Origin of the sequence: Mesorhizobium sp. M7A.T.Ca.US.000.02.2.1, assembly GCF_003996995.1 — a bacterium.
GTDB lineage: Bacteria > Pseudomonadota > Alphaproteobacteria > Rhizobiales > Rhizobiaceae > Mesorhizobium.
The window spans coordinates 1-14662 of record NZ_RZTT01000123.1; the positions used below are offsets into that span (position 1 = coordinate 1).

A 14662-nucleotide genomic window follows, 5' to 3' on the forward strand; every position below is an offset into this window, starting at 1 on the left:
ATATCGCGCTTGGCAGAGGCGAGCATGTTTCCAGTGTGGTCGAACACCCCGGCCCGCGCGCTGCCGGTGCCGACGTCGATGCCGAGATAATGGGGCATGTGAAACCTTCGGTTTGGCGAGTAGCGAGTAGCGAGTAGCGAGTAGCGAGTAGGTAGGTCGTTGGTTCTTCCCTATTCGCTACTCCCTATTCCCTATTCGCTTAGAGATCATTGCTCTGCGGCAAAATCACCAGATCGCGGATCGTCACGTTGCGCGGGCGGGTCAGCATGAACATCACCGCTTCGGCCACTTCGCGCGGCTGCATCAGGCCACCGGCGGCGAGTTCTTCCTCGAGCTTGGCCTTCGGCCAGTCGTCGACCAGCGCCGTCACCACCGGGCCGGGCGCCACCGCACCGACGCGCAGGCCGTGCTTGGCGACCTGCCGGCGCACCGTGTGGACGAAGGCCTGCACGGCGTGCTTGGAGGCCGTGTAGATCGGCTCCCAGACCACCGGAACCAGTCCGGCAATCGAACTGGTGACGATGACGTCGCCCGTCTTGCGCTCGATCATGTGCGGCAGCACCGCCTGGATCGAGCGGAAGCAGGCATTGATGTTGAGGTTGAGCATCCGGTCCCAGGCGTCGGGATCGCCGGTCGCCACCTCGCCGCCGACATAGGCGCCGGCATTGGCATGGAAGATGTCGAGTTGGCCGGCCCTCTCCAGAATCTGCGGCATCATGGTGGCGACGCTGGCCGGCTGCATCAGGTCGATGACCAGCGGGATCGCCTTGGGGCCGAGTTCGGCGCAGAGTTTGTTCAGGGTCGCCTCGGCACGGTCGACCAGCACCACGGTGGCGCCGGACGCCAGCATATGCCTGGCGCATTCGAGGCCGATGCCTGATGCCGCGCCGGTGACGGCGGCAACTTTTCCGGACAGTTCTTGGCTCATGTCTTGCTTCCTGTTGATGGGTTCAGGCCCGGCCATGGGAGACACGCGAGCGACGTGCCAGCGAGTCGACGATGACAGCGATGGCAAGCACGGCGCCGGTGATCATGTACCGAAGCGACGAGGACAGATCGAGCAGCGTCAGGCCGCTGGCGATCGACTGGATGACGATGATGCCGAGCAGCGCCGAATACGCACTGCCGCGACCGCCGAACAGGCTGGTGCCGCCGATGACGGCTGCCGCGATGGCGTTGAGGTTGACGTCGCCGGTGCCGGCCTGCTGGCTGGCCGAGGCAAGGCGGGCCGCCGACAGCACGCCGCCGAAAGCAGCCAGCATCGAGCACAGCACGAAGGCGCTGGAATAGATCAGCCGCACATTGATGCCGGCGCGCCTTGCCGCCTCGCGGTTACCGCCGACCGCCGACATCGAGCGGCCCCATTTGGTCCGCGTCAGCGCGTAATGCATCGATATGACCAGGCCGACGAACAGGCCGAACATCCACGGAATGCCGCGCGCCTGGTTGAGATAGAAGACGATGAGTTCGAGAATGACCGTGATCACCACCGCCCGTATAACCAGGCCGCCGGCCGATGGCGCCGACAGGTTGGCGGCGCGGCGGCGCGTAACGGTGCGCAGGCCGGTGACCAGCATGACGATGCCGGGCACGGCCGCCAGAGCGAACGAAACAAATTTCGGCATCATCAGCAGCTGGCCGAAATTCACCAGGTTCGAGCCGTAGGGCAGATTGATCGAGCCGATCGAGCCGAGAATGTAGAGCTGCAGGCCAAGCACCGCCAGCAGACCGGCCAGCGTCGAGACGAAGCTCGGCATGCCCAGCCGGTTGAACAGCAGCGCGTACAGTGCGCCGATAAAGCCGCCGACAGCGACAGCGGCCAGAATGGCGAGCGCCACCGGCCAGCCCTGGTTGACCCACAGCGTGCCGACCATCGCCGAGGCAAAGCCGCTGATCGAACCGACAGACAGGTCGATTTCGCCGACCATCAAGACGCAGACGATGCCCAGCGCGATGACGCCGACGGTGGAGCAATCGAACAGCAGATTGACCAGATTGCTTGATGACAGGAAGATCGGGTTGATGCTGGCGAACACCGTCCAGATGATGACCAGGCCGACGATCACCGGCAGCGAGCCGAGATCGCCGGAGCGGACACGGTCGAAGAACCTGCGGATGGCGCCGCCGATCCCCGCCTCATGCTTGACGCGCACATCGGCGCGGTCGAGCTGCGGCGGCACGGGGGCGGCCTGTTCGGCTTCGCGGCTCATGGGCGTGGCTCCTGGGTTTGGTCTTGCCTGGCCTGTCTCCGCTCGGCGCGGCGCGACACCGAATTGTTCGATGCGCCGGTGATGGCGCTGACCAGTTCCTGGTTCGAGGCGTCGGGGGAGAAGATGCCGTTGTTGCGGCCAAGCCGCAGCACGACGATGCGGTCGGCGACGGCGCGCACGTCTTCCATATTGTGGCTGATGATGACGACGCCGAGGCCGCGGTCACGCACCCGCTCGATCAGGTTGAGGACCTCCGCCGTCTGCGCCACGCCAAGTGCGGCCGTCGGCTCGTCGAGCAGGATGAGCTTGGGTTCGAGCAGCAGCGAGCGGGCGATCGCCACCGTCTGGCGCTGGCCGCCCGACAGTGACGCGACCACTTCGCGAACGCTTGGGATACGCGCTGATAGCTCGTTGAGCAGCGTCCAGGCGCGCACTTCCATCGCCACCTCGTCCAGCCGCAGCGGGTTGAGCTCACGGCCGAGAAAGATGTTGGCGACGATGTCGAGGTTCTCGCACAGCGCCAGATCCTGGAACACGGTGGCTATGCCGAGCGTCAGCGCCGCACTCGGATCTGCAAGTGTCACCTGTTGGCCGCGATAATTGATGGTGCCCGAACTCGGCTGATGCACGCCGGCCAGGATCTTGACCAGGGTCGACTTGCCGGCGCCATTGTCGCCGACCAGCGCCACCACCTCGCCGGCATGGACATCGAGATCGATGTCGGTGAGCGCCGAAACGGCGCCGAAATTCTTCGAAACGCCGCGCAGGCTGAGCACCAGCTCGCCTGCCGGAACCGGTTCGTCCGGGGTATCGATCATGCCAGGAAGCCTTTCAAAACCGGTTCAAAAATGTCGGATGAGCGCTGCCTGGCCACCGCGCGGTGGCCAGGCAGCGGAGCGGGCAAGGGTCGCGGTCAGTTCCCGATGCCCAGCTTCTTGCAGCCTTCCGCGTAACGATCGACGCAGAGCTCGGCCGCAGTGTTGATCTTCTTGTCGATGATCTCGGCCTTCAGGTTTTCCTGCGTCACCACGGCTGGCGTGAACAGCTGCGAGGGCGTGTCGTACAGCGTCATCTCGGCCTTCGGCGTCTCGCCCGAAAGCAGCTTGATAGCGATGTTGGCGGCGGCCGCCGCCACGATCTCGCTCGGCTTGGAGATGGTGTTGTACTGGTCGCCGGCGATGATCAGCTGAAGTGCCGCGATCGTGGCGTCATTGCCGGTCACCGGCGGCACCGGATCGACGCCGGCCGCCTTGAAGGCCGCGATCGCGCCGCCGCCGGTGCCGTCATTGGCCGCAACCACGCCGAGGATTTTTGGTCCGAAGCGGGTGATCTGGCCGCCGGCCCATTGCTGCGCCTTCGGCGGCGCCCATTCCGGCGTGTCGTATTCGGCCAGGATCTTGTAGCCGCTATTGTCGAGGCCGGCATGGATGCCCTTCTTGATCAGGCCGGCCGCCGCGTCGGTCGGCGAGCCGTTGATCTGCAGCACACCGCCGCTGGCCGGATCGACCTTCAGCGCCTTCAGGTGCTCGACCAGCGAGTCGGCGATGGCCTTGCCGATGCCTTCATTGTTGAACGACACATAGAAATCGGCCGGCGCTGTCGGGATCGGCCGGTCATAGGCGATGACCTTGATGCCCTGGCTCTGCGCCAGCTTGACCAGCGAAGCGGCGGCGGTCGAGTCGACCGGGTCGAGCACGATCGCCTTGGCGCCCTGCGAGATCACCGAGTTGAACTGCTGCTGCTGGCGCGAGGCGTCGGCATCGGCATTCTGGTAGAGCACCTTGCAGCCCGGGCACAGCTTCTTCATCTCGGCAGCGAAGCCGGGATAATCATGCTGCTCGTAGCGGGTCGAGGCCTGGTCGGGCATCAGGAAGGCGACGGTCGCGTCGGTGACTTCGGCGGCCCTGGCGATCGCGGCGGTGCCGGCCAGCAGCGACAGCGCAAGGGCTGCCACACCGGCGGACTTGCCGGCAGACTTCAATGAAGATGAGAGTTTGGTCATTCGGTCTTCTCCGTTTCTGGATATGGTTGTAAGAAGGTCGTTGACTGCTTTGGTCTGAAGACACCCATCCGCCCTCGCCCAAACTGCATTGGGAACCGGGACCCGGCGCCGGCCTTTCGAGCCGCGCCGACAACCTCCGCCGACGGAGGAATTCGAGACAAGCGTTTTCCATCGCGAACCGCTCCACGCGGCTCACGTCGTCCTGCAAAAGAAAAAATCCTCCCTTGGTTCCTCCCTGGCTCCTCCGTTAAGCGGCTTTTCCCGCGTTGATGTTGTCGGCCAGCAGGCGCCTGAAGCGCGAGGGCGGCATGCCCTTCTCCGCCAGGAACTGCCGGTTGAAATTGGACAGATTGTTGAAGCCGACCTCGTAGCAAATGTCGGTGATCGAGGCCTGCTCGTCGCTCATCAGGATCTGGCAAGCGAGATTGATGCGCAGCCGCTTCACATACTGCACCAGCGACATGCCGGTGTGACGGCGAAACGAGCGCGAGAACGCACCGGTCGACTGGCCGGCGATGGCGGCGAGATCCGCCTCGTCGAACAACTGCGTCAGGTTCTCCCTGATATAGGCGAGCGCCTTGTTCATGCCGGCGGTCATGTAGCCGGAGGGATCGGGCCGGTAGCTGGCGCTGGCCAAAAGCTGGAATTCCTGGGCGCGGCTGAGCAGGCCGGCGATCATCATGAACAGTTCGATGCGGCGCACGCCTTGCGCCTGCATCATCTCTTCCATCAGCGGCGCCAGCGCCTTGCTGGTGCGGCTGGAAAACAGCACGCCGCGCCGCGAAGCCTCGAGCAGAGCCGCAAGTCCCGCCAACTCCGGCAGCACGTGCATGGCATCGCCGATGAAGCTTTCTGAAAACTGGATGATGCGGCCGCGCAACGGGATCGAGCTGTCCCGGGGGATATCGCTGACCCAATTGTGCGGCAGGTTCGGCCCCGTCAGCACCAGATTGCCCGGCTCGAACTCGCCGATGAAGTCGCCGACGAAATAGCGGCCGTTGGTGAAGATCACCTGATGCAGTTCATATTCGGGATGGAAGTGCCAGCGCACCGTATGGAAGGGATAGCCGTGCGACCACGCCTTGAAGGACTCACCGCGTCGTATCTGGACAACTTCCAGGTCCGGTTCCATGTCCGTTTCCTCCCGGGCCGGCACGGATATCTGCCGCGTTCGGCCCAATTCCCTAAACCGGCCGAATTGGTTTCGGCTCTGCATTTCAAGAGCCAAGGTACCGGCTCATGACAACAGGCGCCACCACGATTCAAGACAACGGATGATACTTTTTTAACCGGGAGGCGGCGCTCAGAAGCGCTATTCGGGCAGAACAGGTCAGTCTTGCTGACGCGTTCGCTCAATTGACCAACGAGAATGCTGCCGCCCGAGACAGGAATTCCGACGTCTCCGGTGGGCGCCTGGCCTGTCGCAAGAACAGCATGTTCAGGCGCTGTTGCAGCGCCGTCATCGTCAGTTCACCTCGTGCGCAGCGCACCACCGGCCGCCGTCGCGAGCGGCGAAACCATCTCCGGCACCAGTATGTCGTGGCGGCGCGCGAAGCTGACCAGCGTGGCCCGCACCGTTTCCGGATCGATCTCGCCGACGATGCCCGCCTTGCAAGCGTTGAGCGCGACGGCATGGGCGCCGTTGCGGCCGGCGCTCGGCCAGTCCTGCAGCAGTGCGTAAGCTTCCATCACGCTGTCGATCTTCCTCGGAAAGCCCATTCCGACCAGAAGGGTGACCGGTTCCTCAAATTGCCCGCGATTCATGGCTTGTGCCTCCTCTCGATTGTGCCTGTAGCGGGCCGAGCACCGGGAGCGCGGCCCGCCGCGGATAGGTGAATGGACTGGCCGATTCCCGTTCAACCGCTGCCGGCGGATACCTCGGATGTTGCCGACACTTGCTGCGCGGCGAGGAACATCAGTGCCGACGCCGCGGTTCGCCGGTTCCAGCCGGCGGCTTCAGCCATTTCGAGCAGCCCTGCCAACAGCGGCTTCAGCATGTTCCTGCATTCTGTTTCATAGGCCAGGAATTCCTTCGCCTGGTGCGTAGGAGCCGGTACGGATCCGAGGCCAGCCATTGCGTCCATCTTTACCTCCACTTTCTCTTCGACTGACGCCCGCTCCCCGCCAGGGAAGCGGGCGGATTGGCCTCGACCTCAGAAGTCCATGCCGGCGCCGGCGGGCATTGCCGGGGCGGCGGCTTCCTTCTTCGGCTTCTCGGCCACCATCGCCTCCGTGGTCACCAGCAGGCCGGCGACCGATGCCGCGTCTTGGAGCGCGGTGCGCACCACCTTGGCCGGGTCGATGACGCCTTGGCCGTAGAGATCGCCGAATTCGTTGGTCTGGGCGTTCCAGCCCCAGCCGAATTCGCTTTTCTCGCGCAGCTTGCCGACGATGATCGAGCCTTCGGCGCCGGCATTCTCGGCGATCTGCCGGACCGGCGTTTCGATGGCACGGCGCACGATATCGACGCCAGTCTTCTGGTCCGCATTGTCGGTCTGCACGGCATCGAGCGCCTTGGCTGCCCGCAACAGCGCGACACCGCCGCCAGGCAGCACGCCCTCCTCGACGGCCGCGCGGGTCGCATGCAGCGCATCGTCGACGCGGTCCTTGCGCTCCTTGACCTCGACTTCGGTCGAGCCGCCGACCCGGATCACCGCAACGCCGCCGGCGAGTTTGGCCAGCCGCTCCTGCAGCTTCTCGCGGTCGTAGTCGGAGGTGGTCTCCTCGATCTGCGCCTTGATCTGCGCGACACGGCCCTGGATCTCTTCCTTGCGGCCGACACCGTCGACGATGGTGGTGTTTTCCTTCTCGATCACCACTTTCTTGGCCCGGCCCAGCATCTGCAGCGTCACGTTTTCCAGCTTGATGCCGAGATCTTCCGAGATCGCGGTGCCGCCGGTGAGAATGGCGATGTCTTCCAGCATGGCCTTGCGGCGGTCGCCGAAGCCCGGCGCCTTGACGGCCGCGACCTTGAGGCCGCCGCGCAGCTTGTTGACGACCAGCGTCGCCAGCGCCTCGCCTTCCACATCCTCGGCGATGATCAAGAGCGGCTTGCCCGACTGCACCACGGCTTCAAGCACGGGCAGCATCGCTTGCAGGTTGGAGAGCTTCTTCTCGTGGATCAGCACATAAGGCTCATCGAGTTCGACGCGCATCTTGTCCTGGTTGGTGATGAAATAGGGCGAGAGATAGCCGCGGTCGAACTGCATGCCTTCCACGACTTCGAGTTCGGTCTCGGCGGTCTTGGCCTCCTCCACCGTGATGACACCTTCATTGCCGACCTTCTCCATCGCCTCGGCGAGGAAACGGCCGATCTCGGCATCGCCATTGGCGGAGATGGTGCCTACCTGCGCGATCTCGTCGTTTCGGGTGACCTTGCGGGCATTGGTCTTCAGTTCGGCGACCACCGCATCGACCGCCTTGTCGATGCCGCGCTTCAAATCCATCGGGTTCATGCCCGAGGCAACCGCCTTGGCCCCTTCCCTGACGATCGCCTGTGCAAGCACCGTTGCGGTCGTCGTGCCGTCGCCGGCAAGGTCGTTGGTCTTGGAAGCCACTTCGCGCACCATCTGGGCGCCCATATTCTCGAACTTGTCTTCCAGTTCGATCTCCTTGGCCACGGTGACACCGTCCTTGGTGATGCGCGGCGCGCCGAACGACTTGTCAATGACGACATTGCGCCCCTTGGGACCGAGCGTCACCTTCACCGCATTGGCAAGGATGTCGACGCCGCGCAGCATCTTCTCGCGCGCTTCGGTATGGAATTTCACTTCTTTGGCAGCCATTGGATCACTCCTTTACCTAGGCAGCATTCGTTGACTGGATGGATACGAAGAAGCCGTCAGGCGGCCTTCTTCACTTCGGCGATCTCATCGATGACACCCATCACGTCGCTTTCCTTCATGATGAGCAGGTCCTCGCCGTCGAGTTTGATTTCGGTGCCGGACCATTTGCCGAACAGGATGCGGTCGCCGACCTTGACATCGAGTTCGACAAGCTTGCCGCTGTCGTCGCGCGCGCCGGGACCGACGGCGAGCACTTCACCTTCCTGCGGTTTTTCCTTTGCGGTATCGGGGATGATGATGCCGCCGGAGGTCTTCTCCTCGGCTTCAAGGCGGCGGACCAGAATGCGGTCATGCAATGGACGGAACGCCATGTCGTTCTCCTCGTGGACAAACAGGTTTTGAGGTTCCTCCGCACCGAACCGGCAATATCGGACCGGTGCGGAACGCCGCGACCCTTCTTCGGCATCGCGGCGCATATCGAGCTAGTTTTGCCGTTTTTCGGTTTCAAGAGACCGGCGAAAAAATTTTTACATTCGACCAGAAAGAGCGCCAACACACTGTTCTGGCGTGGCTATTTTCGGAACCCCGACGTTCTCGCGACGTTGTTTGAAGAGGAACCGATCGTCCCGGCATGGCATCGGGCGAGTTCAATACGGACGTCGCGGGCTGGACGCCTGAACGGAGAGAGAAGGAGAAAGACATGGCCGATACTGTCAGCAGCGAATTCCGCCTGCAAATGGAAGGTTATGGCCTGACGACGGCCGAAATCCACTATCACCTGCCTGATCATCCGAGCCTGCTTCAGCTCTATGTCTGGCAAGACTATGATCTCGCTCCGGCCTTTCCCGAACTCAAGGGCTTTCTCCAATATTGGGAGCGCGAACTCGACGGTCCGCTGCACTCGGTCCGCGTTGCTCATCACCGGCTCATCCGGCCTTCGGAATGGCGAGCCGTCGAGGGCATCATCACGGTCCACTAGAGGTCTTTGGGACGGACTCCGCTCCTGCTTCGCCCCCGGAGCGACGACGTTGGAGCAGGCTCTTGCCGGCCCCACGCAGCGCCAACAATCTCCGCTCCAAGATTTCCAATTTCCATGTTGTAAAACGATCCTGCCGCGCTAGCCTAAAACCAGATGCGAGGTGGGGAAGAGGAATGGAGCTTCAGCTCAACGGCAAGGTGGCGCTGGTCACCGGCTCGACGCAAGGCATCGGCCGCGCCATCGCCGAGACGCTGGCGCGCTGCGGCGCCGGCGGCCTGCTCGTCACCGGGCGCGAGAAGACCCGCGGCGATGCCGTGGCGGAAGAGCTCTCGCGGCTCGGCACGCCGGCGGTCTTCGTCGCCGCGGACCTCGCCGACCCGGCGGCCCCTGCCCTTTTGGCGCAAGCCTGCATCGAGCGCTTCGGCCGCATCGATGCGCTGGTCAACGCCGCAGGGCTGACCGACCGGGCCTCGTTCCTCGACGCCGATCTCGACGGCTGGGCCTCGCTGTTTGCGGTCAACGCGCGGGCACCGTTCTTCCTCATGCAGGCGGCCATCGCCGACATGAAGAAGCGTGGCCAGGGCGGCGCCATCGTCAACATCCTGTCGATCAACGCCCATTGCGGCTCGCCGGAACTCGCCGTCTATTCCGCCAGCAAGGGCGCGCTGGCCACGCTGACCAAAAACGCCGCCAATGCCCATCGCTTCGATCGCATCCGCGTCAACGGCATCAATGTCGGCTGGACCGACACGCCGGCCGAACGTGTCATGCAGGCCGACACGTTGGGCAACGGGCCGGGCTGGCTCGATGCCGCCAACGCTTCGCAACCCTTCGGCCGCCTGTTCTCGACGAGCGACATCGCCAACCTCGCCGTCTTCCTGCTTTCGGATGCTGCCGGGCCGATAACCGGCACGCTCGTCGACCAGGAACAGTGGGTGATCGGGGCGAACCGGTGAGCGCCATCGAAACGCATGCGCCCTGCATGACGCATTTCGCGTCGGCACCGTTGCCGTCAGAAGTTGGTCGCGATGAGGGTGACTGAAAAAGCCTATCGCCCCATTCGCTCAAAGCACCCGCGCCGCCTCACAGCGCCAGGCTCCCCTGCTCCACCTCCTCGGCATTCGGATCTCCCGGTGCGGTGGCCCAGGCCAATTCGACCAGCGTCACGGTGCGCCGGCCTGTCCCGTCGAGTTGGCAGACGATGAGCCCCTGCTCCTCGATATAGGTCAAGAGGCGCCGGGCGCGGCGCAGCGAGTGCGAGCCGTAGGCACGGGCGATCGCGGCGTCGCTCGGGCACGGCCAGCCCTCTTTCGCCGCGCGGGCAATCATCATGAATACGCCCTGCATGTCGTCGGGCAGCAGCGACGCGCGGACGGAAACGTCCCGCCACGCGTCATCCTGCGTCGTCTCGGAACCAAGGCCGGCACGGGCGCGCGTCAGCATGCGGCGGAACTCCGGCAGGTCCGGCACGACCGACGCGAGGCCTTCTATGCGGCAGCGGACCACGAATTCCTGATAGAGAACGCCGATCACGCGAAAACCCGCATCGGGCTGCGCCAGGATGGCGCGCAGCACACGGTCGACGCGCTCACGACGCTCGGCCAGATCCTCGGCGCTGATTTGCGGCTCCGCCGGCTCGGGGCGCATTTCCAGTGCCGCCGATTTGGCCGCCATCAGCTGGTCGAGCAGGTCCGGCGACGCCGGGCGGCGCGGCGTGCGCACCGTCTCGGGTGGCGGCGCCGCCAGGATGATCGCGCGTGCGTCTTCCAGCGCGGATTCCGGCATTGCCATGAGCCGCGGCGTGCCGTTGCGCGGGCTGGTGTCGGTCGGGCCGATGCGCAGCCCCAGCGGACGGCGCGACAGGGCCGGGCCGAGCGCCATGAACTGCCCGCGTTCCAGATCGCGGAACGCTTCCGCCTGGCGGCGCTCCATGCCCAGAAGATCGGCGGCGCGCGCCATGTCGATATCGAGGAAGGTGCGGCCCATGAGAAAATTGGACGCCTCGGCGGCGACGTTCTTGGCGAGCTTGGCCAGCCGCTGGGTGGCAATGATGCCGGCCAGCCCGCGCTTGCGGCCACGACACATCAAATTGGTCATGGCGCCGAGCGAGAGCTTTCGCGCTTCGTCCGACACCTCTCCGGCCACCGCCGGCGCGAACAGCTGCGCCTCGTCCACCACCACCAGCATCGGGTACCAGTGGTCACGGGCGACCTCGAACAGCCCGCCGAGGAAGGCGGCCGCACGTCGCATCTGGTTCTCGGCGTCGAGTCCTTCGAGATTGAGCACGGTGGAGACGCGATGCATGCGCGCCCGCTCGCCGGCCGCCTGCAGGCCGCGCTCGGTATGCTGCTCGGCATCGATCACCAGATGGCCGTAACGATCGCCCAGCGAGACGAAGTCGCCCTCGGGATCGATGATGGTCTGCTGCACCCAGGGTGCGCTCTGCTCCAGCAGGCGCCGCAGCAGATGCGACTTGCCGGAGCCTGAATTGCCCTGCACCAAAAGGCGAGTCGCGAGCAGTTCCTCAAGATCCAGCTTCGCCGGGGCGCCCGCGGTCGTCTGTCCCATCTCGATCGCAACGGTCATCTCGACTCAGGCGCTCCTTTCGCAGACGGGCTTATCAACTGGGTCACAGCCCGTCGAGCGTGCATGACCGCCTGCGGCGTGTTGCGCACAACTGTGCAGGCACCGCCTGGAGGGGTCATCAGCCGATGCCTGGCGCAAACTTTGGGTTGACCCCTTCGGACCACGAGGCGACACTCCACCCAACGCTACGAGTGCGAGGAGGAATGCGATGGACGAGCCCGAACGGTGGCGCCACATGTCGACGGCGCCGAAGGATGGCAGCCGCATCCTGGTCACGGTGCGTCCGTCCGAACAGGGACCGGCGGAAGTAGACCTTGCCTATTGGTCGCGTGCTGACCAGTTCGCCTCGGAAGGCTGGCGCGCGTCGGACTCCTCGCCCGGGCGCGTCATCGAATATGCCGACCCGGAACTGAAGTGCTGGATGCCGTTGCCGACGGCAAACATCAGCCGTGCGTCCATGCCAGCGCCCTGGGAAGGCGAAGACGCCCAGCAGCTGGATGGGTCCGGGATTTAAGCGCGCGGAGAGGCCGGAGATTGGCCAATCTCCCCCTCGTGCGGGAGATCGGCAGCTTCGCGGTCGGCAGTCCTCAGAACAGGAACGCGGCCGTGGCGGGGTTGGGCCCGTTGCGGCCTTCGGGGGAATCCATGCCGCGGATCGTCTGCAGGTCCTGGGCATCCAGTTCAAAATCGAAGACATCGAAATTGGCGGCGATGCGATCCCTGCGGATCGACTTTGGAATGACGATCAGCCCCTCTTGGAGATGCCAGCGGATGATCGCCTGGGCGACGGACTTGCCATGTTTTTTGGCGATGCCTGAAATGGTCGGATCGCCGAGCAGCCGGCCGCTGCCCAACGGGCTCCAGCTTTCGATACGGATGTCGTGCTTGGCGTGAAAGTCCCTGACACCGCGCTGCTGGAACTGGGGATGCAACTCGATCTGGTTGACGACGGGCGTCACGCCGGTTTCCGCGATGATCCGCTCCAGATGATCCTGGTTGAAGTTCGAAACGCCGATCGACTTGATGCGGCCGGCCTGCCGGAGTTCGACCAGCGTCTTCCAGGCCTCGACATATTTGTCCTGGCTGGGCACAGGCCAGTGGATCAGGAACAGGTCGATCTGCTCAATGCCGAGCTTGGCCATGGTGTCATCGAAGGCGCGTAGCGCCGCATCGCGCTGGTGTGCGCCGTTGCGCAGTTTCGAGGTGATGAACAGCTCAGCCCGCGACACGCCGGCGCTGCGGATCGCCTCTCCAACCCCTTCCTCGTTCTGGTAGCCTTCGGCGGTGTCGATCAGGCGATAGCCGGCCTCGATGCCCCAACCCACCACCTCGGCGGTAATATCCTGGTCGACCTGCCACACGCCAAGGCCGAGCTGGGGAATGGCGGAGCCGTCGTTCAATGCAATCTGTTCGGGCATGATGGGCTGTTCAGGCATGGGGGATCCTTTGCAAAGCGGGTCCGGGCGGTCTGCCCGGTGCACAGCCTATCTAAGTCCGACAGGATGCGACGACCAGCCGACAGCGGACAAATTGCCGTGGGAAGTGCGCCTGCAAGTGTGACTTCGGCGTCGGCCGCATCCTCACCGCGGCCGGCGCACCGCCCTCACCACTCCGGCGGATGTGCTGCCGCAATAGAGGCGGTCGCCGCCATCGGATTCCAGCCCCGACACGCCCATGCCGGCCGGCATGTCGAGCTTCTCGAGAACCTTGCCTGATCGCGGGTCGACGCGGCGCAGGTCGCTCTGGTCGCCTTCCCAGGTGGCGTGCCACAGCTCGCCCTCGACCCATGTCACCCCGGTGACGAAACGGTTGGATTCGATGGTGCGCAGGATCGCCCCTGTCTCCGGGTCGATCTGGTGGATCTTGCGTTCGCGATATTGCCCCACCCAGAGCGTCCCTTCGGCCCAGGTCAGCCCGGAATCGCCGCCGCCGCCCGGCGCCGGAATGGTCGCCAGCACCTGGCCGGTATCAGGGTCGATCTTCTGTATCAGGTCGTCGGCAAGCTGGAAGAAGTGCTGGCCGTCCCAGGCGGTGCCGGCATGCGCCGCGACGTCGATCGAGCGCAGCGCTTGGCCGTTTTCCGGGTCGAAGGCGTTCAGCTTCTCGCCCGAGGCGAACCAGACATTGCTGCCGTCAAAGCTCACCCCATGCACCCTCTCCACGTCGGCAAAGGGTCCGTATTCGCGCAGGATTTCGGCCGTAGACTGTTTCATGTCCTTGTCCTCATTGAGATGATCCGATGTCACTTCCTAACCGCTCGGCAGCGGGGCCGGGAGTAACAAGGTGGTCGTGAATCCAACCACTGGAGGCGTCATCCAGCGGCGCGCCCGGCCGTGACCGAAAAACTGCACCTTGCCGGCCTCGCCAAGCTGTTCCAGCGCCCGCTGTACGCTGCGCTGCCCGGTGCCGAGCGCCAGCGCCAACGCCGAACTCGCCCAGGATTCACCGTCGGCAAGGAAAGCCAGCACCGCAGCATGCCGCTCCTCGATCGGCCGCGCCAGCACCAGCACCTCGCGTGCCTGGCGCGGCGCCAGCGCGAAGCCCTGGCTGGTCGCGCCAATGTCGGCCAGCCCGCGCAATTCGGCGCGCAGCCGGCCGATCTCGACCCGCAGCCGCGCCCGGTGCGATTCATCGGCGTGCCTGCCGCCGAAGGCTTGCGCGATCAGCCTCGCCCTCGACACATCGCCTGGCCACGCTTCGGCGAGCGTACGGGCCAGCGCAAACAGCACCGGGCGCGTTGCCAGCGAGACCGTTTTCTCCTGTTGGCGCACGACATAGCGAAAGCTATCGACCAGCAATGCCGGCGACGCCTGCAACGCTTCGACGTCCTCAAGCAGCAACGGGCGCTGCTCGCCAGCCGCGATCAGCCGCGCCGCAGGCGTGTCCAGCGCCAGGAATGCGCGGTCGACTTCAGCGATGAGCCCCGCAATGCCGGCCTGGCGGGCGGCGTGGCGTGCCCACTCCAACGCCCTGCGCGCCGGCATCGCGATGCGGCGCCTCAAGACGAAGCCGGCGACGGCAAGCTCGTGGGCGGCGCGCGAGGCCGGTGGAAGCGGCATCGGATCGAGCCCGGCCAGCACGTCTTCGGCCTCGTCGAGAC

16 protein-coding genes are annotated in these 14662 nt (G+C 64.8%); 3 read left to right on the top strand and 13 right to left on the bottom strand.

Annotation, left to right across the window (positions count from 1 at the left end; all coding sequences use genetic code 11):
- Positions 1-199: 199 nt before the first annotated feature.
- The 9 genes from EOD15_RS14145 to groES all read right to left on the bottom strand — a co-directional run bounded on the left by EOD15_RS14145 (position 200) and on the right by groES (position 8368).
- Positions 200-928, bottom strand: a complete 729-nt coding sequence (locus EOD15_RS14145; RefSeq protein WP_127320215.1) for an SDR family oxidoreductase — start codon at positions 926-928, stop codon at positions 200-202.
- A gap of 22 nt (positions 929-950) precedes the next feature.
- The gene (locus EOD15_RS14150; RefSeq protein ID WP_127408572.1) at positions 951-2210 is read right to left on the bottom strand and encodes a sugar ABC transporter permease; all 1260 of its coding nucleotides are present in this window, start codon (positions 2208-2210) and stop codon (positions 951-953) included.
- Complete coding sequence (locus EOD15_RS14155) at positions 2207-3028, bottom strand: ATP-binding cassette domain-containing protein (RefSeq protein ID WP_127320219.1); 822 nt, start codon at positions 3026-3028, stop codon at positions 2207-2209. The genes EOD15_RS14150 and EOD15_RS14155 overlap by 4 nt, the downstream gene beginning before the upstream one ends.
- A 95-nt stretch (positions 3029-3123) precedes the next feature.
- Positions 3124-4212: a sugar ABC transporter substrate-binding protein gene (locus tag EOD15_RS14160; RefSeq protein WP_127270010.1), complete on the bottom strand. Its 1089-nt coding sequence runs from the start codon at positions 4210-4212 to the stop codon at positions 3124-3126.
- 247 nt (positions 4213-4459) lie between these two features.
- Positions 4460-5344, bottom strand: coding sequence for an AraC family transcriptional regulator (locus EOD15_RS14165; RefSeq protein ID WP_127320456.1), 885 nt, complete (start codon positions 5342-5344; stop codon positions 4460-4462).
- A 338-nt stretch (positions 5345-5682) separates the two neighbouring features.
- A complete protein-coding gene (locus EOD15_RS14170; RefSeq protein ID WP_127320455.1) occupies positions 5683-5976 on the bottom strand; it encodes a DUF982 domain-containing protein in 294 nt (97 codons plus the stop codon).
- 92 nt (positions 5977-6068) lie between these two features.
- On the bottom strand, positions 6069-6296 hold the full coding sequence (locus tag EOD15_RS14175; protein WP_127320454.1) for a hypothetical protein: 228 nt from the start codon (positions 6294-6296) through the stop codon (positions 6069-6071).
- A gap of 69 nt (positions 6297-6365) precedes the next feature.
- Positions 6366-7997, bottom strand: a complete 1632-nt coding sequence (gene groL / locus EOD15_RS14180) for a chaperonin GroEL (protein WP_127301758.1) — start codon at positions 7995-7997, stop codon at positions 6366-6368.
- Between the two features lie 56 nt (positions 7998-8053).
- The gene (gene groES / locus EOD15_RS14185; protein ID WP_127255658.1) at positions 8054-8368 is read right to left on the bottom strand and encodes a co-chaperone GroES; all 315 of its coding nucleotides are present in this window, start codon (positions 8366-8368) and stop codon (positions 8054-8056) included.
- Positions 8369-8697: 329 nt separating this feature from the next.
- On the opposite strand from groES, the gene EOD15_RS14190 reads away from it, so the two are divergent.
- Positions 8698-8976 (top strand): usg protein, encoded by a 279-nt coding sequence (locus EOD15_RS14190; RefSeq protein ID WP_127320453.1) that lies wholly within the window; start codon positions 8698-8700, stop codon positions 8974-8976.
- A 173-nt stretch (positions 8977-9149) separates the two neighbouring features.
- Positions 9150-9932 carry an SDR family oxidoreductase gene (locus tag EOD15_RS14195; protein WP_127320452.1) on the top strand — a complete coding sequence of 261 codons (783 nt, stop codon included), beginning with the start codon at positions 9150-9152 and terminating at the stop codon, positions 9930-9932.
- A gap of 127 nt (positions 9933-10059) precedes the next feature.
- Here EOD15_RS14195 and EOD15_RS14200 read toward each other — a convergent pair whose 3' ends face one another.
- A complete protein-coding gene (locus EOD15_RS14200; protein ID WP_127297074.1) occupies positions 10060-11562 on the bottom strand; it encodes an ATP-binding protein in 1503 nt (500 codons plus the stop codon).
- Positions 11563-11770: 208 nt separating this feature from the next.
- Here EOD15_RS14200 and EOD15_RS14205 point away from each other — a divergent pair, with 208 nt between their 5' ends.
- On the top strand, positions 11771-12076 hold the full coding sequence (locus EOD15_RS14205) for a hypothetical protein (protein WP_127320451.1): 306 nt from the start codon (positions 11771-11773) through the stop codon (positions 12074-12076).
- A 73-nt stretch (positions 12077-12149) separates the two neighbouring features.
- Here EOD15_RS14205 and EOD15_RS14210 read toward each other — a convergent pair whose 3' ends face one another.
- The 3 genes from EOD15_RS14210 to EOD15_RS14220 all read right to left on the bottom strand — a co-directional run.
- Complete coding sequence (locus tag EOD15_RS14210; protein ID WP_127320450.1) at positions 12150-12998, bottom strand: aldo/keto reductase; 849 nt, start codon at positions 12996-12998, stop codon at positions 12150-12152.
- A gap of 144 nt (positions 12999-13142) precedes the next feature.
- On the bottom strand, positions 13143-13775 hold the full coding sequence (locus tag EOD15_RS14215) for a PQQ-binding-like beta-propeller repeat protein (protein WP_127320449.1): 633 nt from the start codon (positions 13773-13775) through the stop codon (positions 13143-13145).
- 36 nt (positions 13776-13811) lie between these two features.
- A partial coding sequence (locus EOD15_RS14220) for a helix-turn-helix domain-containing protein (protein WP_127408573.1) occupies positions 13812-14662 on the bottom strand: 851 nt, incomplete at its 5' end.